At 50.9% G+C, this 24278-nt stretch carries 19 protein-coding genes and 1 tRNA gene; 12 read left to right on the plus strand and 8 right to left on the minus strand.

Going from position 1 to position 24278, the window contains the following annotated elements:
- Positions 1-19 precede the first annotated feature (19 nt).
- Positions 20-1723, minus strand: a complete 1704-nt coding sequence (locus tag EYQ01_00555) for an ATPase (protein ID HIE64307.1) — start codon at positions 1721-1723, stop codon at positions 20-22.
- A 122-nt stretch (positions 1724-1845) separates the two neighbouring features.
- Between EYQ01_00555 and hemE the strand changes: the two genes are divergently transcribed.
- Both hemE and EYQ01_00565 read left to right on the plus strand, forming a co-directional pair.
- A complete protein-coding gene (hemE, locus tag EYQ01_00560) occupies positions 1846-2901 on the plus strand; it encodes a uroporphyrinogen decarboxylase (GenBank protein ID HIE64308.1) in 1056 nt (351 codons plus the stop codon).
- A 138-nt stretch (positions 2902-3039) separates the two neighbouring features.
- On the plus strand, positions 3040-3999 hold the full coding sequence (locus EYQ01_00565; protein ID HIE64309.1) for a ferrochelatase: 960 nt from the start codon (positions 3040-3042) through the stop codon (positions 3997-3999).
- 15 nt (positions 4000-4014) lie between these two features.
- Here EYQ01_00565 and EYQ01_00570 read toward each other — a convergent pair whose 3' ends face one another.
- Positions 4015-5571, minus strand: a complete 1557-nt coding sequence (locus EYQ01_00570; GenBank protein HIE64310.1) for an MFS transporter — start codon at positions 5569-5571, stop codon at positions 4015-4017.
- Positions 5572-5712: 141 nt separating this feature from the next.
- Here EYQ01_00570 and EYQ01_00575 point away from each other — a divergent pair, with 141 nt between their 5' ends.
- From EYQ01_00575 to msrB, 4 genes are all read left to right on the plus strand, one after another.
- A complete protein-coding gene (locus tag EYQ01_00575) occupies positions 5713-6999 on the plus strand; it encodes an N-acetylmuramoyl-L-alanine amidase (GenBank protein HIE64311.1) in 1287 nt (428 codons plus the stop codon).
- A 9-nt stretch (positions 7000-7008) separates the two neighbouring features.
- Positions 7009-7743 (plus strand): tRNA pseudouridine(38-40) synthase TruA, encoded by a 735-nt coding sequence (gene truA / locus EYQ01_00580; GenBank protein ID HIE64312.1) that lies wholly within the window; start codon positions 7009-7011, stop codon positions 7741-7743.
- A 124-nt stretch (positions 7744-7867) separates the two neighbouring features.
- Positions 7868-9571, plus strand: coding sequence for a radical SAM protein (locus EYQ01_00585; GenBank protein ID HIE64313.1), 1704 nt, complete (start codon positions 7868-7870; stop codon positions 9569-9571).
- Between the two features lie 15 nt (positions 9572-9586).
- Positions 9587-10135, plus strand: coding sequence for a peptide-methionine (R)-S-oxide reductase MsrB (msrB, locus tag EYQ01_00590; GenBank protein HIE64314.1), 549 nt, complete (start codon positions 9587-9589; stop codon positions 10133-10135).
- A gap of 393 nt (positions 10136-10528) precedes the next feature.
- Here msrB and EYQ01_00595 read toward each other — a convergent pair whose 3' ends face one another.
- Positions 10529-11323, minus strand: coding sequence for a prolipoprotein diacylglyceryl transferase (locus tag EYQ01_00595; GenBank protein HIE64315.1), 795 nt, complete (start codon positions 11321-11323; stop codon positions 10529-10531).
- Complete coding sequence (locus EYQ01_00600) at positions 11323-11673, minus strand: cupin (protein ID HIE64316.1); 351 nt, start codon at positions 11671-11673, stop codon at positions 11323-11325. The genes EYQ01_00595 and EYQ01_00600 overlap by 1 nt, the downstream gene beginning before the upstream one ends.
- A gap of 296 nt (positions 11674-11969) precedes the next feature.
- On the opposite strand from EYQ01_00600, the gene EYQ01_00605 reads away from it, so the two are divergent.
- Positions 11970-13223 (plus strand): PDZ domain-containing protein, encoded by a 1254-nt coding sequence (locus EYQ01_00605; protein ID HIE64317.1) that lies wholly within the window; start codon positions 11970-11972, stop codon positions 13221-13223.
- 281 nt (positions 13224-13504) lie between these two features.
- Positions 13505-14074, plus strand: coding sequence for a methyltransferase domain-containing protein (locus EYQ01_00610; protein HIE64318.1), 570 nt, complete (start codon positions 13505-13507; stop codon positions 14072-14074).
- Positions 14075-14103: 29 nt separating this feature from the next.
- Here EYQ01_00610 and EYQ01_00615 read toward each other — a convergent pair whose 3' ends face one another.
- The 3 genes from EYQ01_00615 to EYQ01_00625 form a co-directional block, all read right to left on the minus strand.
- Complete coding sequence (locus tag EYQ01_00615) at positions 14104-14628, minus strand: hypothetical protein (protein ID HIE64319.1); 525 nt, start codon at positions 14626-14628, stop codon at positions 14104-14106.
- 85 nt (positions 14629-14713) lie between these two features.
- Entirely contained in the window at positions 14714-16669 is a 1956-nt protein-coding gene (acs, locus tag EYQ01_00620; GenBank protein HIE64320.1) for an acetate--CoA ligase, read from the minus strand.
- Between the two features lie 86 nt (positions 16670-16755).
- Positions 16756-17472, minus strand: a complete 717-nt coding sequence (locus EYQ01_00625; GenBank protein ID HIE64321.1) for an SDR family NAD(P)-dependent oxidoreductase — start codon at positions 17470-17472, stop codon at positions 16756-16758.
- A gap of 187 nt (positions 17473-17659) precedes the next feature.
- Between EYQ01_00625 and EYQ01_00630 the strand changes: the two genes are divergently transcribed.
- Together EYQ01_00630 and EYQ01_00635 are read left to right on the plus strand one after the other, a co-directional pair.
- A tRNA-Lys gene (locus EYQ01_00630) sits at positions 17660-17735 on the plus strand.
- 269 nt (positions 17736-18004) lie between these two features.
- On the plus strand, positions 18005-18805 hold the full coding sequence (locus tag EYQ01_00635) for a right-handed parallel beta-helix repeat-containing protein (protein HIE64322.1): 801 nt from the start codon (positions 18005-18007) through the stop codon (positions 18803-18805).
- A gap of 196 nt (positions 18806-19001) precedes the next feature.
- Here EYQ01_00635 and EYQ01_00640 read toward each other — a convergent pair whose 3' ends face one another.
- Positions 19002-20372 carry a hypothetical protein gene (locus EYQ01_00640; protein ID HIE64323.1) on the minus strand — a complete coding sequence of 457 codons (1371 nt, stop codon included), beginning with the start codon at positions 20370-20372 and terminating at the stop codon, positions 19002-19004.
- Between the two features lie 162 nt (positions 20373-20534).
- Here EYQ01_00640 and EYQ01_00645 point away from each other — a divergent pair, with 162 nt between their 5' ends.
- Positions 20535-23339: a valine--tRNA ligase gene (locus tag EYQ01_00645; protein HIE64324.1), complete on the plus strand. Its 2805-nt coding sequence runs from the start codon at positions 20535-20537 to the stop codon at positions 23337-23339.
- Positions 23336-24220 carry a carboxylating nicotinate-nucleotide diphosphorylase gene (gene nadC, locus EYQ01_00650; protein ID HIE64325.1) on the plus strand — a complete coding sequence of 295 codons (885 nt, stop codon included), beginning with the start codon at positions 23336-23338 and terminating at the stop codon, positions 24218-24220. The genes EYQ01_00645 and nadC overlap by 4 nt, the downstream gene beginning before the upstream one ends.
- Positions 24221-24278: the final 58 nt, after the last annotated feature.

Genomic DNA, 24278 nt, shown 5'->3' on the forward strand with positions numbered 1-24278 from the left:
GATGACTGATCATGAACGGTTATCTGATTGCCAAAGTGCGTAGCCTGTTCACCGCGGCAGCCCATTCAAATCTTCGAAAACGGACCAGGTCCCCGTAGGGGGCCGATGCCACGCGGTCCAGGCCTTTCTCCTGAATGTCTTCCATGATCAGTTCCACGATATCCAACAGTGTCCGGTGTCCGTTGACGTAGTGTGATTTGGCATAGGCCATGGCATGGGCGATTGCCCGGACCTGGCTCTTTTCGACAATCTGTTCTACCGAGGACAAGTCGATTCGTTCCGAGCCGAAGGCGATGGTCTCGGCGTCAGGGGCCTTTAGGCGGATTCCACGCGATCCTCTTCTGGGATCGAGGCTGTGCGGTAAGGGAATCCGATGACGGATATTCCCGAAAGAGGGGCCCCCTTCGCGCGTTCTTTCGTCGGCATACTTCCTGGCAATCTCCCGCGCTCGCTCGGTCACATCCTGGGGACGGAAATTCTCCAGGGCGATGACCGTGTCGGCGGTTTCAAAATAATCGCCGCTTCCACCGATGACCAAGACGGTGGAAATGCCGTGGTCGGTATAGAGCTGGCGGACCTTGTCAATAAATGGGGTGATGGGTTCTCGCTCTTTCGCGATCAATTCTTGCATGCGGTGATCCCGGATCATGAAATTTGTCGCGGTCGTATCCTCATCAATCAGAAGGCATTTTGCCTTCATCTCCAGGGCCTCAATGATGTTGGCCGCCTGGGAGGTACTTCCACTGGCATTTTCTGTCGAGAATGCCGTTGTGGAGCGTTTTTGGGGAAGGTTGTTGATGAAAGGGGAGATATCGACCCCGACCACGCGCCTTCCGTCTTCTGCACGGATCTTGACCGCGTCGGGATCTGTGATGACAAATTCCCGCCCGTCCCCCGGGATATGATTGTAGACGCCCCGCTCGATTGCTCTCAGGAGGGTAGATTTTCCATGGTATCCACCGCCGACAATCAGGGTCACCCCGTGTGGGATCCCCATGCCATGAATCGGTCCGAGATTGGGGCGGTGAAAGATCACTCGGAAGGCGGCGGGAGATTGAAAGAGAACGGCCTCTGCTGACAGGGGACGGGAGTCGATACCGCTTGATCTGGGAAGGAGAGCGCCATCGGCCACAAAGGCGATGAGTTTCCGGTCTTGTAATTCCGCACGGATGGCATCGGCATCTTCGACCGTTTCAACAATAGTCTGGATGGCGGCACGGTCTAGTCGATGAAACTTGAGGGTTCTTTCGACAAGGACCGGAAGGTCTTCACAGAGCACTTCGACGGCTTGATGGCCCGAAATGCCCCGGCCTTGGGCCGGAAGGCCAACGAAGCATCGTAACTCGACCTGCTGATCATTCACAAAGGCCGATGTCCGTTCGAGAACCTCCTGCCCCGGTCGGTCAATGGAGATGATCCCGCTGTTACCGGTTCCCCTGCGTCGGCTTTTTTCCCGTGCCTGCCGGTCAAACTGGCGGGTGATGAAGTCTGCCAGGGCCGTCCTTCTGCTCCGGCTTCGATAGAGTTGTTCCGGAAAACTGGCGATCGATTGCGGGATTTGAATCCGAACCCGGCTGGGCGCTGCAAAGGGGTCCCCCTGGACGTGATCAATGATGAAGGTATAGTCAGGGAAGGTATAGCTTCCTTTGATTTGTTTATAAGCCTTATACCCCCGCCCGTCTAAACGGAGCAATTTGTCCTGAAGGTCCTGTTGTGTTTGTATCATAGCATTCATTTTAGCCCTATTCGGTTTAAATGTATAGAAAGGTTAGGAAAATACAGGGGAATTTGACACCTTTAATGGCTGATGATAAAATCACCCCTCTTCATTACTGAAGCCCCTTTTTGAAAGGAGATCCCACGAACGATCGATTCTTAAAGGCCTGCCGGCGTGAGCCGGTGGACGCAACGCCGGTGTGGTTCATGCGCCAGGCGGGCCGTTATATGAAGGCCTTCCGGGACATTCGGGCGAAGCATTCCCTTCTCACCGTCTGCAAGACCCCGGAACTGGCCGCGGAAGTGACGATGCAACCGATTGAGCGTTTCAATTTCGATGCCGCCATTATTTTTGCCGATATCCTTCTGCCGCTTGAGCCGATGGGCCTCAATCTGGAGTTTGTGAAAGGAGAAGGTCCTGTCATTTATAATCCGATCCGGGATAAGGCGGGGGTGGAGGCGCTTCGGCCTGTGACGCCTGAGGAGGATCTTGGTTATGTGATGGAGGCGCTCCGGACGGTTCGGAAGGAATTAAAGGTTCCCTTGATTGGTTTTGCGGGTGCTCCCTTTACACTGGCCAGTTATATGATTGAAGGAAGTTCCTCACGGAACTACCTTCTTGCCAAGACGATGATGTACAGTGAGCCCGATCTCTGGGATGTTCTCATGAAAAAACTGACCCGGGTTCTTATTGATTATCTCTCTGCCCAGGTTGCCGCCGGGGCGCAGGTTCTTCAGATCTTTGATAGCTGGATCGGCGCCCTCTCGCCCGAAGATTATCGGCACAGTGTTTTTCCCCATATGAGGCAACTTTTTTCAGAATTGAAAAAACTGGAGGTGCCTCTCATTCATTTCGGGACAGGGACCTCGATGCTCCTTGAATTACAAAAGGAAGCGGGGGGAGACGTAATCGGTTTGGATTGGCGGATCAACCTGGATGAAGGATGGCGGCGGTTGGGAAACGATGTTGCGGTCCAGGGAAATCTCGACCCGGTGCTTCTCTTCAGTCCGATCCCCGAAATCGAAAAACGGGTTGACGATATTCTTCGCCGTGCAGGAAACCGCCCCGGCCACATCTTCAACCTGGGCCACGGCATCCTCCCGGAGACCCCCATAGAACATGTCGAGGCCGTAATAGAAATGGTCCACGAAAAAAGCGCAAAAATCCTAAGCAGCGGTACTTGATGCTGGTCTTTTACCCATCACTCGCAAGAGGTGGAAGGGCTCAGCTTGCCCAGATTTTCCTTCAAGGCAAGGTGCGAGGAGCGCAGAACAGGAGCGTAATGGTTTACGTGAGGATTCGGGCACCACAGCAACGTAGCCATGGAGAAAAAGATGGGTGAGATGAGCCCTTCCAGGGTGGGGGTGCTTTTGATGGCCCATGGCAGTCCAAATGCACTCTCCGACATCGAGCCCTTCCTCACCCACATCATGAAAGACCGGAAACCCTCTCCCGAAGTGATGGCAGAAATCAAGGAACGGTATCGCCTGATCGGCGGGAAATCTCCTCTCCTGGAAATTACGCAGCAGCAGGCGAAAGGGCTTGAAGCCTTGCTTAATGAGGGAGTTGGCCACCGATTCAAAGTCTACATCGGCATGCGGCACTGGGACCCTTTTATCAAAGACACGGTAAAGGAAATCATCTCGGACAGGGCCGACCTTCTGATTGCCGTGAGCCTTGCCCCGCAATATTCGAAACTGAGTGTTGGCGCGTATATCCAAACACTGAAGCAGGCACTCTCAGAATCCGGAAGCCAACTCCCAATGGTGCCTGTTCAAAGCTGGTGCGACCAGCCTCTCCTACTTGATGCCTTTGCGGGAAAATTGAAAGAGGCCCTTGATGCTTACTCAGAAGAGACCCGCCCTTCTGTTCAGCTTCTTTTCACGGCCCATTCTCTTCCGGAGCATATCCTGAAGGAGGGCGATCCTTATCCTGATGAGGTAGGGGCGACGGTTTCCGGGATTGTCGCGCGGCTCTCTCCAAACCTTCCCAAGAAGCCTTGGAGCTTTGCCTATCAAAGTAAGGGATTGCGTCCGGGGAAGTGGCTCGGGCCGGAGGTGGAGGCCGTCATTTATGAGATGGCCGAAAAAAAAGAAAAGCATCTTCTCGTTGTCCCGATCGGATTTGTCTCCGATCATGTCGAGATCCTTTATGACATTGACATCCTTTATAAAGAAACAGCCGCAAAGGCAGGGATAGCACTGCGGCGCACCCGATCCTTGAACACCCATCCCCTCTTTATCCGTGCGCTTGCCGAGGTGGTCTTTTCCCATACCCAATGATCCAGACCATCATCGTCAAAGTAACGACGATTTTCCCTTCTTTTGAATCTGGTCCATCACATATAGAAAAAGTGTCATTCCCAAATAGCCTGCGCTGAGTAGGAAAGGAATTGTTGTATCGACCTGCCAGGGGAAGAAGAGCCGACCGTCCACGAAGGGAGAATGGATGATTCCGAAGAGGCTGAGGACACCGGCAATGCCAAAGAATATTCCAGCTCTCCTGAGTTTGTGATCAATGATCATGGACAGGCTTGATCCCCACAGAAGCGAAGAAATGATAAAACCATTGGCCACCAGAACGATCATGTTGAAGGTGACGGCCATCTCGCCATGGAGATCTGCGGGGCTTTTTCCAAGGTGGTTCAGAAGGGCATTGAGTTCGATCAATAACAGGGCGGCCACGGCAGGGAGGAAGGCGAAGGCCACGGCCTTATAGTGCTTTTTCGGGGTTTCCGAAAAGGCCTGGGACGTAATTTCGAGGCCGATAAAGATCAGGATGGGTGCCAGGGCTGCTTCAGGGATCAGATCAACCATGATGCCGAGATACCCGAAGATTCCTCCCAGGCCGATAAATAGGGCGGTCCAGAGGGTATAACCGGCGCGTCCTCCCATCTCCTTGTAGGCAGGATGCCCGATGTACGGGGTTGTCTGGACGACGCCGCCGCAGAGCCCTGTCAGGAGGGTCGAGAGTCCGCTGGTGAGCAGGATAGACCGCGTGTCGTAGTGGTCTCCGGCGGCGGCCGCGCTTTCGGAGACATCGATCCCCCCGATGATGACCACGATGGCAAAGGGAATGGTGAGCGGAAGGTAAGCCAGTGTGTAGGGAATCCCTTCTAGAAAATCAAGCGTCGGATAGGGAAAGGTAAACTGTATCCCCTGAAAGGATTGGGAGAGAGAGGGAAGGGAGGCGGCATCTCCGAAAAGATTTCCTGTGATGTAGTAGATGAGTGTGCCGAGAAGGGCCGCGCCAAACACGGCCGGGATACGAAAAGGAAAAGGAACCTTTCCGATGATACAGGTCAATATTACAATAAGAGAGATAAACCCGACCAGGGGGTTGTGGAAGATCTTGATCAGGGGAAGAAAGGCGATCAGGAGGAGAGCCACGCCGGCGATTGGCCCTAAAAGTCCCGCACGGGGGACTGCCCGCTGAAGGAGGGGGCCGAGGAAGGACCCTCCTGTCTTCACGAGACCGACGACGACGACGACGGCCGTTGAGATTTTCCAGGCCAGGACGGGATCTTTTGTTAATAAATAAGCGGGGCCGATGACCCCGAATAAAAAGGTGAAGAGAGAGGGGGTATCGATTCCGAGCGGCATCGCCGTGACATCCCGACGGCCGGTTTTTCGTGCCAGGCGAATGGCCATGATGGTGTAGACCAGGTCTCCGGCAAAGACGCCGATTGCGGAGCCGGGGATCATTCTGTAATAGACGAGTTCTCTGGGAAACTCAAAGACCTTGGTCAGAATCGTTGCCATGATGACCAGTTGGGTCATATTGTCGATGACGAGGCCAAAGAAGGCGTTGACATCTCCCGGTCCGAAGATGAGTGCGCGATCTGTTTTTTGCATACAAATTTCTCCCGCATTGCGCCAAGCGCATCGTTCCAATCGTTACAGCGGATGGATTATACAGTCTTCAATTTGGGACTACAATCCTGTATCCAAAAAATAAAATAAATTGATTTAGGTTTATGTTAAACTGCTAAACTGATGAGAAGATTTATCCCTTATATCCTTTTTCTGGTTGTTCTCTCCGCCTCGTTTACATTTGCAGCGGATGGACGCCATTCTGTCGTGGAGGCGGGTCCCTGTTGCGTAGCGATGAGAGCTGTCTTTTCGGAACCTGAGCGGATCACCCCATCAGTACAGCCGGCGGTGTTTGATTCCCGGATTCATTCCCCGCAGATTCAAGCGATTGCCGATGCCCCTGCCTTTGTGGTGAATATACGCCACGCGCCGCATCCGGATCATACGCGGATCGTCATTGATCTGAGCCGCCCGCTTTTATACGGCTTGGCATGGGTTTCGGAAACGACTCTTGCCGTTGATCTCTCGCCTGCAGTACTGGGGGTGACCCTTCAGGAAAAACGGATCTTATCCATCCAGGACAAGTTTCTGAAAAAAATTGAGATCAAAAAAGGGAAGCGGAATGAGATTATCCTGTTGATTGACTTTAAGTCTTCCGGTGAATACAAGGTCTTCACGCTTCCGAATCCAGACCGACTGGTGATTGATGTTTTTCTCCCCAAGCCTGAAGACGGCGTAGTGGCTGACCTTAAGCGCGGGGACTCAACAATTCTCATCCAGCCTCCCTTTGAGATCAAGACGATTGTCATCGATCCGGGACATGGGGGAAAAGATCCGGGTGCCTCGAGCCGACGCGGCCTGAGGGAGAAGGACATTGTCCTTGATGTCGCGCTCCGATTGAAGACGCTCTTGCAAAGAGAGCTCAAGAAAAAGGTTATCATGACGCGGAGTGAAGATGTCTTTGTTTCTTTGAAGGATCGGACGGAACTGGCCAATCGGAAAAAGGCGGACCTCTTTATCTCGATCCATGTTAATGCCGCTCCGAAGCAGCACGTGAAAGGGATTGAGATCTATCTCTTAGGCCGTGCGACAGATGAAGGCGCGATTGCGACGGCGGCGCGTGAAAATGCGACCTCTGAAGCAGCAGCGCTCAATTTTCAGGAACTCATTCTAAATGATCTTGAACGGGATTTTACCTCAAATGCATCACTTGAACTGGCGCACCATACGCAAGAAGCCTTGATCAAACACCTGATTCCCAGATATCCGACAACCGCCCTGGGTGTCAAACAGGCCCCCTTCTTTGTCCTCGCCCATACCGATATGCCGGCGATCCTGGCTGAGATCTCCTTCCTGAGCAACAAAATCGAAGAAAAACGGCTCCGGACAAAACGCTACCGGCAACAGGTTGCCGAAGCACTTTATAAAGGGATCAAAGCCTATATCCAGTCCCTGAAAACCGGATTCTGAGACCCTTAGATGTCCATTATCAAACTCATGATGGCCTATGATGGGATGAATTATCATGGCTGGCAGAAGCAGCCGAATCTAAAGACCATTCAGGGAAGCCTGGAGGCGGGTCTTCAAAAGATCACAGGGAACTCAACGCCGGTATATGGCGCCGGAAGGACAGACGCCGGGGTTCACGCCTTTGGCCAGGTCGCCCATTTCGAATCGACAGCCCCTTATGCCACAGTGAACTGGGTCCGTGCCCTTAATTCCGTCCTTCCGCAAGACATTGTCATTCATACTGCCGAGGAAGTTCCTGATTCGTTTCACGCGAGATTTTCGGCAAAAAGAAAAACCTATACCTACTACATTCACAATGGACAGAGGCGTTCTCCTCATCAACGCCGAGCGTCCTGGTTTGTCTCCACCCGTTTAAACCTCCATAAAATGCGCGCCGCTTCCAGGATCTTGTTGGGGGAACATGATTTTACCTCCTTTGCGGCTAAAAATGGGGAGGTGAAAGACTGCCGCCTTATTCTGGAGGAGATTCATATTCAAAAGCGGGGAGACCAGATCACGACGACCCTGAAAGCACACCGTTTCCTGAAATACATGGTTCGGAATATTGTCGGTTTTCTGGTCGGGGTGGGTAGGGGGCGGTTTTCTGTTGATGAGGTCACGACGGTCTTAAGATCCATGGACCGGGGAATGGCGGGCCTGACCGCCCCTCCACAGGGACTCTTCCTGGTTCAGGTAGAATATTAGGGTATGATTAAGATTGGGAGCCATCCCTTGTGATTCCTTTATTTTATGTTGAACCCCGCGGTGATATTTTGGTAGAGTGCTCCATAGTATAGGTCATCCTTTTTATTCTCCCAGGTCATTCTTCTTGAAGCAGCCCTTCCGAATTGTTCTGATTAAGCCCTCCCACTATGATGATAACGGCTATGTGATCCGCTGGCAGCTTTCATCTATTCCGAGCAATAGTCTTGCCTGCCTTTATGCGATTACGGAAAAGGTTTATGCCTCGGGAGACTTGGGCGACAATGTCGAAATCATCATTGATGTCTATGATGAGACCAACCAGAAGATTCCGGTTAAAAAAATCCTGAAGCAGTTCCGTTCACCCCATGCAAAGGGTGTGATCTGTATGGTGGGTGTACAGACAAATCAGTTTCCTCGGGCGGTGGATCTTTCACATCAATTTATGAAAGAAAAGCTGCCTGTCCTCATTGGCGGTTTTCATGTGAGTGGGTGTCTCTCCATGCTTGAGAAGATACCAGACGATCTGAACTCGGCAATGTCGGAGGGGATTACCCTGGTGGCTGGGGAGGTTGAAGAGACCTGGGGCGGTATTCTGAAGGATGTTATTCAGGATAAGCTCAAGCCCCTCTATGATTTTTTATCGGATCTTCCGAGTCTTCAGGAGCAGGCCGCGCCGATTCTCCCGGAAAAGGTGGTGTCGCGTTATGTCGGCGGATTGACCACTTTTGATGCCGGTCGCGGTTGTCCTTTTGCCTGTAGTTTCTGCACGATTATTAATGTGCAGGGTCAGAAGTCACGTTTTCGAACCGCAGACGACGTCGAAGAGATTGTCCGGAAAAACTGGGAAAACGGGATCAGGCGTTATTTTGTGACGGACGATGATTTTGCCCGAAACCGGAGCTGGGAATCAATCCTGGATCGGCTTATCTATCTCCGTGAAAATGAGGGGATCAAAATTTCCATGATTCTACAGGTCGATACGGCCTGTCACCGGCTTCCGCGATTTATTGAAAAAGCGGGCAGGGCGGGTTGCCATAAGGTTTTCATCGGATTGGAGAACATCAATCCGGAGGCATTGAAAAGTACTGGTAAAAAGCAGAATCATGTTGAAGAATATCGTGTCATGCTGCTGGATTGGCGTCGTCAGGGTGTTTTGGTGACGGCGGGATATATCATCGGGTTCCCGAACGATACCTATGAATCGGTAATGTCCGATATCGAAATCATAAAAAAAGAATTGCCGATTGATCTGCTCGAATTTTTTATGCTGACCCCGCTTCCCGGTTCTGAAGATCATCAAACGCTGGTCAAAGAAGGGGTCTGGCTGGAGCCGGATATGAATAAATACGACCTGGAGCATCCTTGTGTCAAACATCCAAAGATGTCAGAAATGGAGTGGTATCGGACCTACAGGGCGGCGTGGGATTCCTACTATTCAGAGGAGAATGTCGAGCTGCTTCTGCGCCGGCGATGGGCTGATGGCAACAGTATGCGACGGCTCACAGAGCAGGTAATGTGGTTTTACGGCTCAATCCTCTACGAATCCATCCACCCTCTTCAGTCAGGGATTCTAAGAAGAATTGATCGCTTTGAGAGAAGGCCCGGTCTTCCGATTGAAAACATCTTTAAATTCAACCTTCAGCGTTTTGTGAGCATTATTTCGACCGTAAGTGGCCTCTTGCGGCTACATTTTAAATTGAACAGAATCAAAAAGCGGGTTGAATGCAATCCAAGCGGGAAATCCTATCAGGATACCGCAACCGAGCCGATAAAAAAGGGCAAGGTTATCTCAAAGGTATTGTCATCTGATTTGAAGGTACTCAGTTGACCATTCAGTTTACCCATCTTTTTCACGATTCCTTTGAGTAGAGGGTCGGCTTGGATCGGGGAGAGATCATTCTCAAGAACGGCTAAGGACGATCAGGAGGACAAAGTGGAAAATACACCAGAATACGAGAAACCTCCTGAGGAGGTTTTGAAAGAAAACCTGACTTCCCTTCAATACCGGGTGACGCAGGAGGATGGGACGGAGGGGGCGTTTAAGAATACCTATTGGGATAATAAACAAGAGGGTATTTATGTGGACGTCGTCTCTGGCGAAGCGCTTTTCAGCTCACGTGACAAGTTTGATTCTCAGACCGGATGGCCCAGTTTCATAAAAACCATCGCGCCCGAGGTCGTACTCGAAAAGAAAGACGCCAGTCTCTTCATGACCCGGACCGAGGTGCGAAGCCGTAAGGCCGATTCCCATCTCGGGCACCTCTTTGATGACGGCCCGGAACCGACCGGCCAGAGATACTGCATCAACTCGGCTTCATTGAGGTTTATCCCGAAAGAAGATCTCGTCAAAGAGGGATACGAAGAATATGTTTCCCTTTTTGAGTCGGCATAGGCCAATATCGTCCGATATTAACTCCGCTTAACCAACTCAAACATTGCCCATATACCCAAAAGAAGGATTATAAAGTTCAGGGCGATCATTCCAGCTCCCCCTCGCTTATCCCGCCCTGGAAGGGCGGGGAAGGCACTCACTAGTGCGTGGTCAGAATAGCTGTTAGGCAATTCTCGTTCGGATCTATATGCTAGATCCTTACATGATAACGGTCGGAAGATCAAGCCGTGCTTGTCTCCCTAATTCCGAGATTGCGGAATTAGAAACCGCCGATTCGCCTGATAATACTGCGTTATCGGCCAACAGACTCCTCACCGTACGGGTAAGTACGCCTCGGTTGTCCTTATGGCCTCTGGCCTTGTCTTTCAGCCGACTTGGCGGTTTGTCTCAAGATCAATCGCTGATCTTGAGTGTCTTTGCCTTGGTGCATTGGTGCCAGACCATGACCCCTCCCAAGATGAACATCGGGGCGCTGAGAATCTGACCCATTGAAAAGGTGCCGAAGAGTAGACCTAGGTGGGCGTCAGGTTCTCTGGCGAATTCAACCAGGAAGCGGAACAGCCCGTAGAACAAGATCAGGGACCAGAAGATTACGCCCTTCGCGACATTTCGCCCCGAAAGAAAAAAGAGAATTGCAAAGAGGGCGATCCCTTCTAGACCGGCCTGATAAAGCTGAGAGGGATGGCGACAGGCCTCGCCCCCTTGAGGGAAAACCATACACCAGGGAACATCGGTGGCCCTTCCGAAGAGTTCGCCATTAATGAAGTTCCCCATTCTTCCCAGCCCGAGTCCAATCGGTCCGCTGACGACGGCGACATCGGCCACGTCGTAGAATGAAAATCGATGGGTCTTACAGAAGAGGAGGCCGGCGACCGTCACACCGATCATCCCGCCATGAAAGGACATTCCCCCTTCCCATACGGCCAGAATTTTTAAAGGATTGCTGATATAAAAAGCCGGGTGGTAAAAAAAGACATATCCTAAACGCCCGCCCAGGATGACCCCGGTGGCGATCCAGAGGATCAGGTCTGAGATTTCATCCTGAGTGATCTTTAATTTTTTTTTGATCGCGATGACTCGGATCATATAAATGGCGGTGATGAAGGAAAGCGCATACATCAGGCCGTACCACCGGAAGGCCAGCGGTCCGATGCGGACAAAAATCGGATCAATATTTGGATAGGGGATCATGCGGTGTCTCTTCTCCCCTCAATGCAGACCACGCCCTTGGGACCGACGAGGGCGCTATGACGAAGGCCGGCGGGGACAATAAAGCGGTCACCGAAATGGAGTGTGAACTTTTTATTGAGATCGGGAAAGGAAAAGGTAATTTCTCCCTCAATGCAGAACAAGGTTTTTTGGGTTGTCTGAGTGTGCTCCGGATAGGTTTCAAAAGGCGTATTGGACCAGTGCTTCGGCGTGATCCCGCGACTTTCAAAAAAGGCGATTACTTCCGCCTCGGGGAGAGGGTGCTTATGTGGCCAGCGGATCAGATCGATCCCCTCCGGGGTGGTTTCTTGATACGAAGGGTGGGACATGTTGGATCTCCGGGGAAAGTAAGGGAAACTCTGATTAAGTCTGGGATGAATTTTTCATTGAGATAAAATGTTTCGATTCAAGACGCAAATCACAGAGAATAGCCTGCTATTTTTCAAGATCTGCAATGCGGAAGCGGGACATTTTTGCCCTGAAAAAAAATCCATGACTTGATCAGCGCTTCCTTGGATCATACAATAATAGAATGGAGTGCCTGTTTTCAAGTCAATTATGGGCACCTAACATCGAGAGATTCTCCAATTGACACTTTACTCAGAATATCTGTAGAATAACCACTATGTCTAAAGCATATCGAGATCTCGCTACGGGATTGATTCTCCTCACCTTCTTTTTTGCCGCTTCGTGTGCGAAGCCGGGTCTTACGGTACCCCCTCCGCATTCAGAGGTGGTGGAAAATAAATCCTTGTCTCCTGAATCACCTTATCAAAATATTGAACAGATCGAGGAGGGAAAGATTATCCATGTTCCGACCGGCCTCGAGGTCTCTGAAGATCGCCTGATCGATCTCCTGACGATGGCCCGGATTGCCTATGTCGGCGAGGTCCATGACAGCCTGGAGGACCATCGCGTTCAATTGACGATTCTCAAGGAGCTTTGGGAGCGGTTCCCGGACAAGGTTGCTGTCGGCATGGAGATGTTCCGGCGGCCCGCGCAGCCAAAGTTGGACCAATGGGTTTCCGGGAGATTGTCGGACAAAGATTTCCTTAAAATATGGTATGAGAACTGGGGGGTGAACGAGGATTATTACAAGGAAATTCTTGCCTTTATCCAGGATAAAAACATCCCCTTGATTGCCCTGAATGCCTCCCAGGAGATGGAGGTCAGGGTTGGGATGAAAGGAATCGGCGGGCTTTCCGAGAAGAACCAAGAGGCGCTTCCCCAGATTGATCGCGATGATCCCTATCACCGTCAGGCGCTCGAAGCCATCTTCAAGGGGCATGGAACAGGAACGAAGGGATTTGATATATTCTATGACACGATGCTTCTTTGGGATGAGACGATGGCCGAGAGTATTGTGAACTATCTGACCTCGCCGGAAGGGAGCGATAAGCGGATGGTTGTCTTCGCCGGAGGCTTCCATGTCGGTTATGGTTTTGGAATCCCTCGCCGGGTCTTCCGCCGCCTGCCTGATCCCTACAAGATTATCATCCCGTATGCGAAGGATTTCCCCGAAGAAAAACAGATGTTGAATGTTAAGGCCCCTGATCTTCCCCTGGCCCTTGCAGATTTTATCTGGGGCGTGGCTTACCGTGAGCTTGAAAGTAAAAAAGTCCGTTTGGGGATCTTTATCGAGCCGTTTCAAGCAGGAATTCGTGTGACAGATGTCTTGCCCAAGTCCTCTGCTGATGTGGCTGGAATCCAGACCGGAGATATCATTGTCTCTTTTGATGGTCAGATTATTGATGAGCCCTTTGACCTGACCTATGCTGTCGGGCAGAAGTCTGCCGGAGACCGGGTGAAGCTAGAAATCATTCGGAATGGAGAGTCGATTGAGACAGAGGCGGTCCTGAAGTCCTCAAGCCATCCATAACGTAACAACCCAGAACGCCCCTCTAAGCCCACATGCCGGCGTTGCTGCGGTGCTTCCTCACGTATAAACCATACGCTCCGGGTTCTGCGCTCCTCGCGCCTTGCCCTGAAGGCTTATAGGAGCATTCTGAATCGTTACGACCATATGATCTTCCCTTCAATCCCTCTGAAAAAGACTTTAAAGCATTACGCTTTGATTTCCACTCACTTAGCTAGAGGGATATTTCCCAGAAGTACTAAGCTATTGAATCTGAATGTGTTTAGCCAAGAAAGGTCCACAGATTGAATTCCCATCAATCGCAAACCCCCGCTCCTCTTTTGATCAGTCACCTTCCTCGTCTTCCGAAAGGGAAAGCGCTCGATATTGCGTCAGGTTATGGCCGAAATGCTTTTTATCTGGCGGAGCAGGGCTACGAAGTGGAGGGGATGGACGTTAATGAGGAGGCGGTACATTTCTGTAATGCTGAGGCGACGAGAAGGAAACTCTCTTTTGTCGCAAGCCGGCGTGACCTCGAAAAAGGACTCTTTGTTAAAGAAGCGGACTATTCCTTGATTGCCTGTTTTTACTATCTCGATCGAAAGATTATCCCAGAGATAATGTCCGCCTTACGGGTCGGGGGGATGGTTGTTTATGAGACCTTCCTGATCGATCAACATGAGCGATTTGGAAAGCCATCTCGGAAGGCCTTTTGCTGGGGGCACAATGAACTCCTCCAGAGCTTCGTCAAGTTTCGCATTCTCTATTACCATGAAGGGAGGATCTTCCCTTCTACAGATTCGCTGAATTCGCTCCATGAAACGAGCAAAGAAGGACGGTGGGTGGCACAGTTGGTTGCAGAGAAAGTCAGTTAAGGCAGAGATAGAGGTTTAGACTGTAGACCCTAACCATTTCCGAAGAAAGCGCCGAAAGAGGGGAATCGATCCTGCCGTAATTTGTCCCAGACGTAGGCCTCTTCATATGCAAAGAGGGGGTAGTTTTTTCCTTCCAGGGTTCTTGTCCCGATGACCCGACCGGCGAGCGTCAATACCTTTCCTCTCTTAATGAGGATGGGGTCGAGGCGTTCTGGAAAAAGAACAAAAAATATTTCTCCGGGATCAAAACCCAAGGCCAGGTGGCCTCCTTTGTAGAGGGGAATTTCGACAAACTCGATTTCCGTCTTTTCCTCCTGATAACGAAGTTTTCGTATTTCTCCACCGAGGATGATGATTTTTCCCGTGTGCTTGTCCGGATTTTTAAAAACTTCCTCGAAAAGGGTTTTTTCATCCGCGGTAGATTGGATCTGTTCCGAAAGGATGGCCTGACAGGCCGTTGTGGAAATGAGGAAGAGAATACCGACAAGGCGCATGGATTTTCCTAAACTCATTGGGTATCCTCTTACGGTAGATCGACTTTTATAGTATGCCATGACAAACAAAAAAGTCAAGATGAAACCCAAGATCCGTGATTAGATCTTGGGTCAGACCGTCAAGCCCTGGGTCTTCTTGTTTCCCTTACTCGTCTTCCTGCCGGAGTGTTGCCAGGACCGTATAATCCTCCAGGGTGCTGGTGTCGCCGAGGGTTTCATTCCCAGCCGCAATATCACGAAGGAGCCTCCGCATGATCTTTCCGCTTCGTGTTTTGGGAAGATTTTCTGTGAAGCGAATGTCCTCCGGGCGGGCAATGGCGCCGATTTCTTTGGTCACATGGGTCTTCAAGTCTTTTTTGAGTTTTTCAGTCGGTTTGTGCTTTCCCTCCAGGGTAACAAAGGCCGAGATGGCTGTACCTTTGATCGGGTCCGGTCGTCCGACCACGGCGGCTTCTGCGACGGCCGGATGAGAGACGAGGGCAGACTCCACCTCCATTGTCCCGAGACGATGGCCCGCAACATTGATGACATCGTCTACGCGGCCCATGATCCAGAAATAGCCGTCTTTATCTCGACGGGCCCCGTCGCCGGTAAAGTAAACACCTGGGATGTCAGACCAGTATTGACTTTTGAAGCGTTCAGGATCTCTCCAGATGGTTCTGAGCATTGACGGCCAGGGACGTTTGATGACGAGATAGCCCCCTACGTTTGAATTCACGTGTGCGCCCTTCCGGTTAACGACGTCTACAGATATTCCCGGAAAGGGCCGGGTCGCGGAACCCGGTTTGGTCGGGATGGCGCCGGGAAGGGGGCTGATCATGATGCTGCCGGTTTCGGTCTGCCACCAGGTATCCACAATCGGGCATTTCTTATTTCCGATAATTGTGTGATACCACATCCAGGCTTCCGGATTGATCGGTTCTCCCACCGTTCCCAGGAGACGGAGGCTGGACAGGTCATGCCGTTTCGGCCACTCCTTCCCCAATTTAACCAGGGCCCGTATTGCGGTCGGCGCCGTATAGAAAACATTCACCTTGTATTTGTTGACGATTTTCCAGAGCCGGTCCGGTTCAGGATAGGTGGGTACCCCCTCGTACATCACCGAGGTCACGCCGTTTGAGAGGATTCCGTAGATGATGTAGGAATGGCCGGTGACCCAGCCGATGTCGGCAGTACACCAAAAAGTATCGGTGTCTTTGAGGTCGAAGATCCACCGCGCCGTGACGGTTGTTCCGAGAAGATATCCTCCAGTAGTATGAACAACCCCCTTTGGCTTTCCCGTGGTCCCGCTGGTATAGAGGATAAAGAGCGGATGTTCGGAGTCGAGCGGCACGGCCTTACAGCGGTCTGAGGCCTCTTCCATTAAGTCATGCCACCAAAAATCCCTTCCGCGACGCATCTTGACCGGCGTATTTGTTCGCCGTACGACAATCATTTTTTGGACACTGGGCGATCCTTCGAGCGCCTCATCGACCTTCTCTTTTAAGGTGATGACTCCCCCTTTTCGATATCCCCCATCCGCCGTGACGACCAGTTTGGCTTCTGCGTCATTGATCCGGTCTCGCAGCGCGGCCGATGAAAACCCTCCGAAGATGATCGAATGGGTTGCCCCGATTCGAGCGCAGGCGAGCATGGCAATCGCCAACTCCGGAATCATCGGCATGTAAATAGCGACCCGGTCTCCCTTGACAACCCCTTCCTGTTTCATGACATTGGCAAACTTGCAGACCTCTCGATGGAGGTCCTGATAGGTCAGGGTTCGGGAATCGCCAGGTTCCCCTTCCCAAATAATAGCAGCCTTATTTTTTCTCCAGCCTTCGAGATGCCGGTCAAGACAATTGTATGCGACGTTAATCTTTCCGCCGACGAACCATTTCGCAAAGGGCGGTTTCCACTGCAAGACCTTTTTCCAGGGTTTGAACCAGTGCAGCTCCTTCGCCAGCTCTCCCCAGAAGGTTTCAGGATCTTTATCCGCCTTTCTATAAAGACGTTCATATTCCCGAAGGCTCTTGATATGGGCCTGTCGACTGAATTCTTTATTCGGTTTGAAGAGTCGGTGCTCTTTTAATACGGATATGATCTCATTTTCTCCACCAGCCATTTCTAGGTCCCTTTCTGCGTAGGATATTTTTGATTTTAGAGAAAGCGATACAATACTTATTAATACTTGGGATAATTTATCTGGCCTTAATCCCCGACGGATCCCTTACGGTTCACGACAATTTCTTTGATGATGGTCAGCGGGGAAAGGTGTAGGAGTCCGACGACGAGCTTTCCGATATCTTCCGGGGGAATCATTTCTTCTTGAGGAACAGAGACGTCCCGGACCATCGGGGTGGCGACATAGCCGGGGCAGATTGCTGTTGCCCGAATTTGATGGTGAACCGCTTCTTCCAGAAGACTCTCTGTCAAGCCGATCATGCCGAACTTGGAGGCACAATAGGCCGATGCCCCGCTGAAACCTGACTTTCCCGCGATAGAGGCGATATTGACGATGTATCCCGAACGCTGCTGTTTCATAATCGGCAGAACCGCCTTGGTGCAAAGAAAAGCCCCTTTTAGATTAATGTTCTGTGTTTCATCCCAGTCTTCTTCAGACAAAGTCTCGATTGGATTGAACTTCGCGATCCCGGCATTGTTGACCAGGAGGTCAATCCGTCCAAAAGCATCCATGGTCTGATTTACAAAGTCTGCGACCTGGTCTGCCTTTGAGACATCGGCAGGAATGGCAATGACTTTCCCTCCTTCTTTCTCAAGGGATTTTCGGGCGTAGGTGAGTTTTTGTTTGTCGCGGGCTGCGATGGCGATGGCCATTCCTTCCGCGAGCAGCGCTGAGGCAATGGCGAGGCCAATCCCGCTGCTCCCGCCTGTAATCAAGGCGGTTTGGTCCTGAAGGTGAGACAAGGTACAACCTCACAAATAAACGCAGTCTTTATGAGGCCAGATTGTAACAATTTAATCTTTGGAAAGCGAGGGCGACTTGAAGCCCTATGGCGAGCTTAGTCCACAATCTTTCGTAAAGGGCTTCTTCAAAAAGTTGACAGCCGTTTTATGAACATGATAATAAAGGAGCGTTTTTTATCATGTTGTAGAGTCGCTAGCTCAGTTGGTAGAGCATCGCCCTTTTAAGGCGGGTGTCCCCGGTTCGATCCCGGGGCGGCTCACCAACATTATTAAAGAGTTATGGTGTTTTTGTGCGACCTTTATTTCTACACTCTTCCAATCTCTGTACAAACCTCATCATTTTGCTTATCCACAGACCCATTTAACTGGTCCTCGAAAGCCCTCGTATAGATCGTTGTGGTTGTCAAAGAGGCGTGTCGGATAGGGGGGAATTCATCTGAGATGGTTATTCATACTAGGCAGGTCTTTAAAATTGTGACCACTCAGGGTATTATCCTGGTGGAACATATCCAAAGAAATAGCAGAGAATAAGATGATTACACTCGCCAATCCAGACCTTCCTGTTAATCCTAAAGGAGGAAAAACCCTCATTGTGGATGCAGGTAATTCGGCCTTCTATCCTCTGCCAAGTGCGGCCTTCGAAGATGCGAAACCGGACGATCAGGTCTATGTACGCCCCGGAGTCTACGAGGACCAGCTCTTTATCGTGGATAGCCCGATACAGTTGGTGGGCGCGGGGAAAGATCAGGTGGAGATTTTTTATCGTCGTGGTGCGCCCCTTTATCTACAAAAGGTTCCAGAGGGACTGATCAGCGGGATCACTTTCCGCTATGTCGGAAGCGATCAACATTCGGCGATGAACCTCCTCAACAGCACCTGCACCATCACAGCCTGCCGTATAAAGGAGGGTATCCAATCGGGGATCGTGATATACGGGCCAGAGTCCCGGGCCACTTTAGCCGACAATGAGGTCTGCAGTAATCGGGAATCGGGCATCTTCATTTTTGGGGGCGCACACCCTTATATTCGGCAGAATTTCTGTTACGACAACCACCACTTTGGCATCGCTATACGAGATGCCGAAACTTGTCCCGATCTTGTCCGAAACAACTGCCGTAATAACATGCTTAGCGGAATCCTGATGTTTCATTATGCAGAGGCCTTGGTGCTTGAAAATCACTTCCACGACAATCATGAGTGGTGCATGGTGATCACACCCGACAGCAAACCTTCTCCCGAAAGGGATGCCCTTGCAACAGCAAATAGGCTGAGTGAGAATCCCCGGGGGGGCTTGTGTGAAACCAATGATCCCCTTAGGGGAATAGGGCGATAGGGATCGTTGCAAGAGCGGATAAGGGAGTTAAGGAAGCTCCGAATAAGTCATGAACAGTTTCAGGGCAAAAATACCGCCCTTCTGCGTTGAAAATCTTGAAAATGGCGGGCTATTCTCTGCGATTTTCGCCTTAAATCGAAACATTTTCTCTGCTTAAAAACTCAACCCAGACTTATTCAGAGCTTCCTTAAGAGCCTCATGTGGGGACGGCGACGGTTTTGGATAGAGGCATTTCAATCCAGACCGTTGTTCCAGATCCTGGCCGGTTTTCCAGATGGATCTTCCCCCCGTGATCTTCTAAAATCCGCTTTGCCAGAGAAAGTCCCACCCCAACGCCTTTTCGTTTTGATGTGAAAAAGGGTTTAAAAACATTCTTCATCACTTCTTCAGGAATACCGATGCCTGTATCGGTCATTCTGATGTCCAGGCGATCTTCCTCCATAGCACGGGTTGATATTGCAAGTTCTCCTCCTTTTGGCATTGCCTCGATCGCATTCTCAATCAGGCTAATGAACACCTGGTGCAGTCGCTCTGCATCCGCGTCAATATTTGGAGTGTGAGCTTGCAAATCCAGCGTCATTTTAATCTCATATTGTTTCAGCTTTTTTCCCAGGGACTCAAGCGTTGAGTGCAAAAAACCGTTGAACGGCATTGACGTGTAGGTCCCATCAGACTTTTCGGAATAGACCTGGAGCTCTCGGATAGAAGCGGCTAAACGGTCACCTTCTAAAGTCATTTCCCTGGCAGTTTGGTGTAACCAGGACGGCGCATCCGTTTCCAGGGCGACTTCTGCCGAGGAACGCATTGAGGCCAAAGGATTTCGAATGCCGTGGATGACCGCAGAGGTCAAGTCCCCGACCACGGTTAATTTCTCAGATTCGATCAGTTGTTCTTGTTGCTCCTGCATGACATCGGCCGCGCGCCTCACGATCCAAAAGAGGGTAGCATACAAGAATAATCCTCCAATAACGGCACTTCTCCAGATGAGACGGTTCCCCCTACTGATTGCGCTGAACAGCATGAGGGGGACTTTATACACCTCAAAGACCCCAACGACCTTCCTTTCGTCTTCGCTCCATATCGGGAAATAAAACTCAGCAAAGTAAGGAACTTCCTGATCGAATACATGTTCCGCTTTAACCGGTTTTCCGGAAGTGCCGCTCTCGACAACGAGTTCGCCGGAAAGCGCTCGGATCAACTCGGGGTTGGGCATGAAACGATGATTAATCATGCGCTTATCATCAGACCAGATGACGGTTCCTTCCAAGTCGTAGACATTGACTCGCACTACCTCTGGCATTGTGGAAATTCGATTGAAAAAACCAATAAAGACATCCTTTGTCTTCTCGGTATCTTTATCTTCAAAATAGGATATCAGATTTTCTTCTCGAGCAGTGCTCTGGACGAATGCCATTGTTACCTCTGCATCGCCCCGAAGGATATTCCGTGTCAGAAAACGTGAGAGGAAAAAGGCTGAAGCGACCGAAATCACGGCGATGCACACGAAGCTTAGAATTGAGAACCAGTGAAGGAGGTTGAAAGGTTTATTCTGCTTAAATAATTTCATATCGTAAGGGCCCTCTTACGATTGCATTATGATTCAATTATAGCGATTTCCAACGGAATTTACCACTGAACCTGATTCTGAGCCAGAAGCCCTTGATCATATTTACTTCAGTGAATCGCCATGCTACTATATTGGATATTTTGTTGTCGATAAGAGTAAAAGATGTCTAAAAAAAATATCGAAAAGGTATATCAACCGGATCAGGTTGAAGAGAAGTGGATGGTTCTTTGGGAGAAAGATGGTCTTTTTCATGCCGATGTCTTATCGGACCGTCAATCCTTCTCCATGGTGATTCCTCCGCCGAATGTGACCGGTTCTCTTCACCTGGGTCATGCCCTGAACAACACCCTCCAGGACATTCTGGCCCGATGGAAAAGGATGTGCGGTTATAACGTTCTCTGGTTGCCGGGGATGGATCATGCCGGGATCGCGACCCAGAATGTTGTCGAGCGGCAGTTGGCGAAAGAGGGGAGTGATCGCCGGGCACTGGGTCGTGATGGGTTCATCGAACGGGTGTGGGAGTGGAAGCAGGCCTCCGGGGGAACTATCTTAAAGCAGTTGAAGCGACTGGGGGCCTCCTGCGACTGGGAGCGTGAGCGTTTCACGATGGATGAAGGCCTTTCCCGTGCGGTTCAAGAGGTCTTTGTTCAGCTCTACAAGGAAGGCTTAATTTACCGGGACGAACGGCTGATCAACTTGTGCAGTCGTTGCCGAACGGCCCTCTCTGATATCGAAGTAGAGCATGAAGAGGTTCAGGGAAAGATGTACCATATCAAATATCCGCTTGCAGATGATCCTGAGACTTTTCTGACCGTGGCAACCACCCGTCCGGAGACGATGCTGGGGGATACCGCTGTTGCCGTCCATCCTGACGATCCACGCTTCAACCAATTCATCGGAAAAAAGATTCGGCTTCCCTTAACCTTCCGGACGATCCCCATTGTTGGCGATTCGATCCTGGTCGATCGAGATTTCGGGACAGGCGCCGTCAAAGTGACGCCGGGACATGATTTTAATGACGAAAAGGTTGGCAAGCGACACCATCTTCCCAAAATTTCTCTAATCGACTGGAATGGAACGATGCACCCCTTCGCTCTGCAGGAAGAGGCCCGGGTGGAGCCTGATCTGCTCAGAGCACTGGCTTCAAAGTCTATGGCTGAGGCGAGGGTCATTGTTATTGAACGCTTGGAGGCGGAAGAGTTTCTCCTCAAGGCAGAGGACCACAAGCTTGCCCTGGGAAGATGCTATCGCTGTAAAACGGTGGTCGAGCCCTTCAATTCTCCTCAATGGTTTGTGAAGGTCAATGACCCTGAAAACTCTCTGGCGCAGCCTGCGATTGATGCGGTTCGCCAGAAAAAAATTCGTCTCATCCCTGAGTCCTGGGAGGCGAATTATTTTGGATGGATGGAGAATATCGAGGATTGGTGTATCTCCCGCCAGATCTGGTGGGGCCATAAGATTCCTGTCTGGTATTGCAAGGCCTGTGATGACAAATACCTTCTGGATGTGCCCGGATCTGAAGAGATGATCATTACCCTGGAGGCGACACCGATTGTAGGCGCGAAGTCTTGTCCGCGTTGCGGTTCCGATGAACTGGTTCAGGATCCGGATGTGCTCGATACCTGGTTCTCTTCCGCGCTCTGGCCTTTTTCGACTTCGGGTTGGCCCATCGATCTTCAGCCAAACCCGGAAGGGCGCAAAGAAGCAGAACATCTGCTGGAAAGATTCTATCCGACATCGACCCTGGTCAGCGGTTTCGATATCCTCTTCTTCTGGGTGGCGCGTATGGCCATGATGGGGCTCCATTTCATGAAAGATGTTCCCTTCAGAGAAGTTTATATTCATGCCCTGGTTCGCGACGAGGCAGGACAAAAGATGAGCAAGTCGAAGGGGAATGTGATTGACCCGCTCAACGTGATGAAGGAGTATGGGACGGACGCCCTTCGGTTTACTCTTGCATCGATGGCCTCCCCCGGCAGAGACATCAAGCTTTCTGCGGGACGTATTGAAGGATACCGGAACTTTGCCAATAAGCTCTGGAACGCGGCCCGCTTTATCATGATGAACCTCCCCGAAGAAAAGAACGGGGATGATGTCGCACATGTGACGCCCCAGAAAACAGCTGCAGATCTCTGGATTGAGGCACGGCTCTGCAAAACTTCGATGGCCGTGAACGATGCCCTGGCGCATTATCGTTTCGATGAGGCCTCAAAATATCTTTATCAATTTGTCTGGCACGAGTTCTGTGACTGGTATCTGGAGATGGTTAAGGTGGATTTTCAGGAAGCAGGTGATGGGTGCGAGCATCCTGTCCTTTTATCAACCTATGAGGCCATCCTGAAACTGCTCCACCCTTTTATGCCTTTTATTACGGAGGAGCTTTGGTCTTATCTCGCGAGTCGGGAGGGAAGTATCATGTTGGCCTCTTATCCAGTTAAAGAAGCCGGTACCTTTGATCCCTCCATGGAGCAGGTTGTACAAGAGGTCATCATCAACACCGTTGAGGCGATTCGGAACCTGCGGGGGGAGATGAATATTTCTCCGTCTGTACGTATGACGCTCCTGGTGAAGGCAAAAAATGAGAAAGCGGCGGCTGCATTTGAGCGCCATCTTCCCTATATCAAGCGGCTGGGACGGATTTCAGAAGTCACGATCGGCTGCGATTTGATAAATCCGGGAATGGCGGCTTCAGTATCGACCTCCCTTGCGGAGATCTATCTTCCCCTGGATGAAGTGCAGTTGCGTGGAGAGATTCTTCGGATCGAAAAGAGCCTGAGCAAGGCGGAAAAAGAACTGAGCGCTGTTGAAAAGAAGCTGGAGAACCCCCGTTTTATCACGAATGCCCCGAAAGAAATCGTTGAAAAAAACAAGGGACAGCGGGATGAATGGCGCGCGGCATCTTCTAAATTGGCCCATGACCTCAAGCATTTTCAGGAACTTCTCTTATCGGAAAAGGAACCCTCATGAGTGATTCCTTTCTCCTCAATGATCTCGTGAAACGGGCGCTGGCAGAAGATCTGGGCTATGGCGACAGAACGACAGAGGCCCTCTTTCCCTCTCCTCTTGCGGCGACAGGGTTTATTGTTGCAAAGGAAGACCTCGTCCTTGCGGGACTCGACTTGGTTCGGGTTGTTTTTCAGACTTTGGATCCGTCCGTTATTTTTGAAGAGAAATATGCCTCAGGTGAAAAAGTGGAAAAGGGCGCTCAGATTGCCCAGGTTTCCGGAGATGCACGGATTTTATTGAAAGGGGAACGCACCGCGCTCAACTTTCTCCAACGTCTCTCAGGGATTGCGACGCTGACCTGCCGCTTTGTTGACCGGACTCAGGGGACCTCGGCCCGAATTGTTGATACAAGAAAAACCACACCGGGATTACGTGCTTGTGAAAAGGAGGCGGTCCGCTATGGAGGTGGAAGGAATCACCGCTTCCATTTAGGAGACCTGATCCTGATCAAGGACAATCATATTTTATTGGGCGGGGGTGTCGCACAAGCCATTCGTGCGGTCCGTGCAGCGAAGCCGCATTCCCTGAAAGTTGAGGTAGAGGTCAGTACATTTTCTGAGCTTGAGGAGGCCTTGCAGGTAGGCGTGGAAATTATCATGCTCGACAACATGCCGCTCAGAGAGATCAAAAAGGCTGTCGGTTTGATTAAAGCCAAGGCACCGGAAACGTTGGTGGAGGTTTCCGGTGGAGTTAATCTGGAGCATGTCTCTAAAATTGCAGCCTGCGGTGTTGATCTGATCTCCGTCGGGGCCTTAACGCACTCGGCACCCGCAGTGGATATCAGCTTTGATATCACCCCGGCTTCGCGTCCTTCTGGCCGGAGATCTCCTGTCGGAGCGTAACTATTCAGCATGGGCAGATTTTTCTTCAGGGTAAGACACGAGGAGCAGAAAACCGGAG

The sequence above is a fragment of the Candidatus Manganitrophaceae bacterium genome, from assembly GCA_012960925.1.
Taxonomy (GTDB): Bacteria; Nitrospirota; Nitrospiria; order SBBL01; family JAADHI01; genus DUAG01.

Excerpts from the sequence above, each read along its gene's own strand:
- EYQ01_00565 (HIE64309.1), top strand. The coding sequence starts at position 3,040 with ATGGAGAAAAAGATGGGTGAGATGAGCCCTTCCAGGGTGGGGGTGCTT.
- EYQ01_00570 (HIE64310.1), bottom strand. The coding sequence starts at position 5,571 with ATGCAAAAAACAGATCGCGCACTCATCTTCGGACCGGGAGATGTCAAC.
- EYQ01_00575 (HIE64311.1), top strand. The coding sequence starts at position 5,713 with ATGAGAAGATTTATCCCTTATATCCTTTTTCTGGTTGTTCTCTCCGCC.
- truA (HIE64312.1), top strand. The coding sequence starts at position 7,009 with ATGTCCATTATCAAACTCATGATGGCCTATGATGGGATGAATTATCAT.
- EYQ01_00600 (HIE64316.1), bottom strand. The coding sequence starts at position 11,673 with ATGTCCCACCCTTCGTATCAAGAAACCACCCCGGAGGGGATCGATCTG.
- EYQ01_00605 (HIE64317.1), top strand. The coding sequence starts at position 11,970 with ATGTCTAAAGCATATCGAGATCTCGCTACGGGATTGATTCTCCTCACC.
- EYQ01_00615 (HIE64319.1), bottom strand. The coding sequence starts at position 14,628 with ATGGCATACTATAAAAGTCGATCTACCGTAAGAGGATACCCAATGAGT.
- acs (HIE64320.1), bottom strand. The coding sequence starts at position 16,669 with ATGGCTGGTGGAGAAAATGAGATCATATCCGTATTAAAAGAGCACCGA.
- EYQ01_00635 (HIE64322.1), top strand. The coding sequence starts at position 18,005 with ATGATTACACTCGCCAATCCAGACCTTCCTGTTAATCCTAAAGGAGGA.
- EYQ01_00640 (HIE64323.1), bottom strand. The coding sequence starts at position 20,372 with ATGAAATTATTTAAGCAGAATAAACCTTTCAACCTCCTTCACTGGTTC.
- EYQ01_00645 (HIE64324.1), top strand. The coding sequence starts at position 20,535 with ATGTCTAAAAAAAATATCGAAAAGGTATATCAACCGGATCAGGTTGAA.
- nadC (HIE64325.1), top strand. The coding sequence starts at position 23,336 with ATGAGTGATTCCTTTCTCCTCAATGATCTCGTGAAACGGGCGCTGGCA.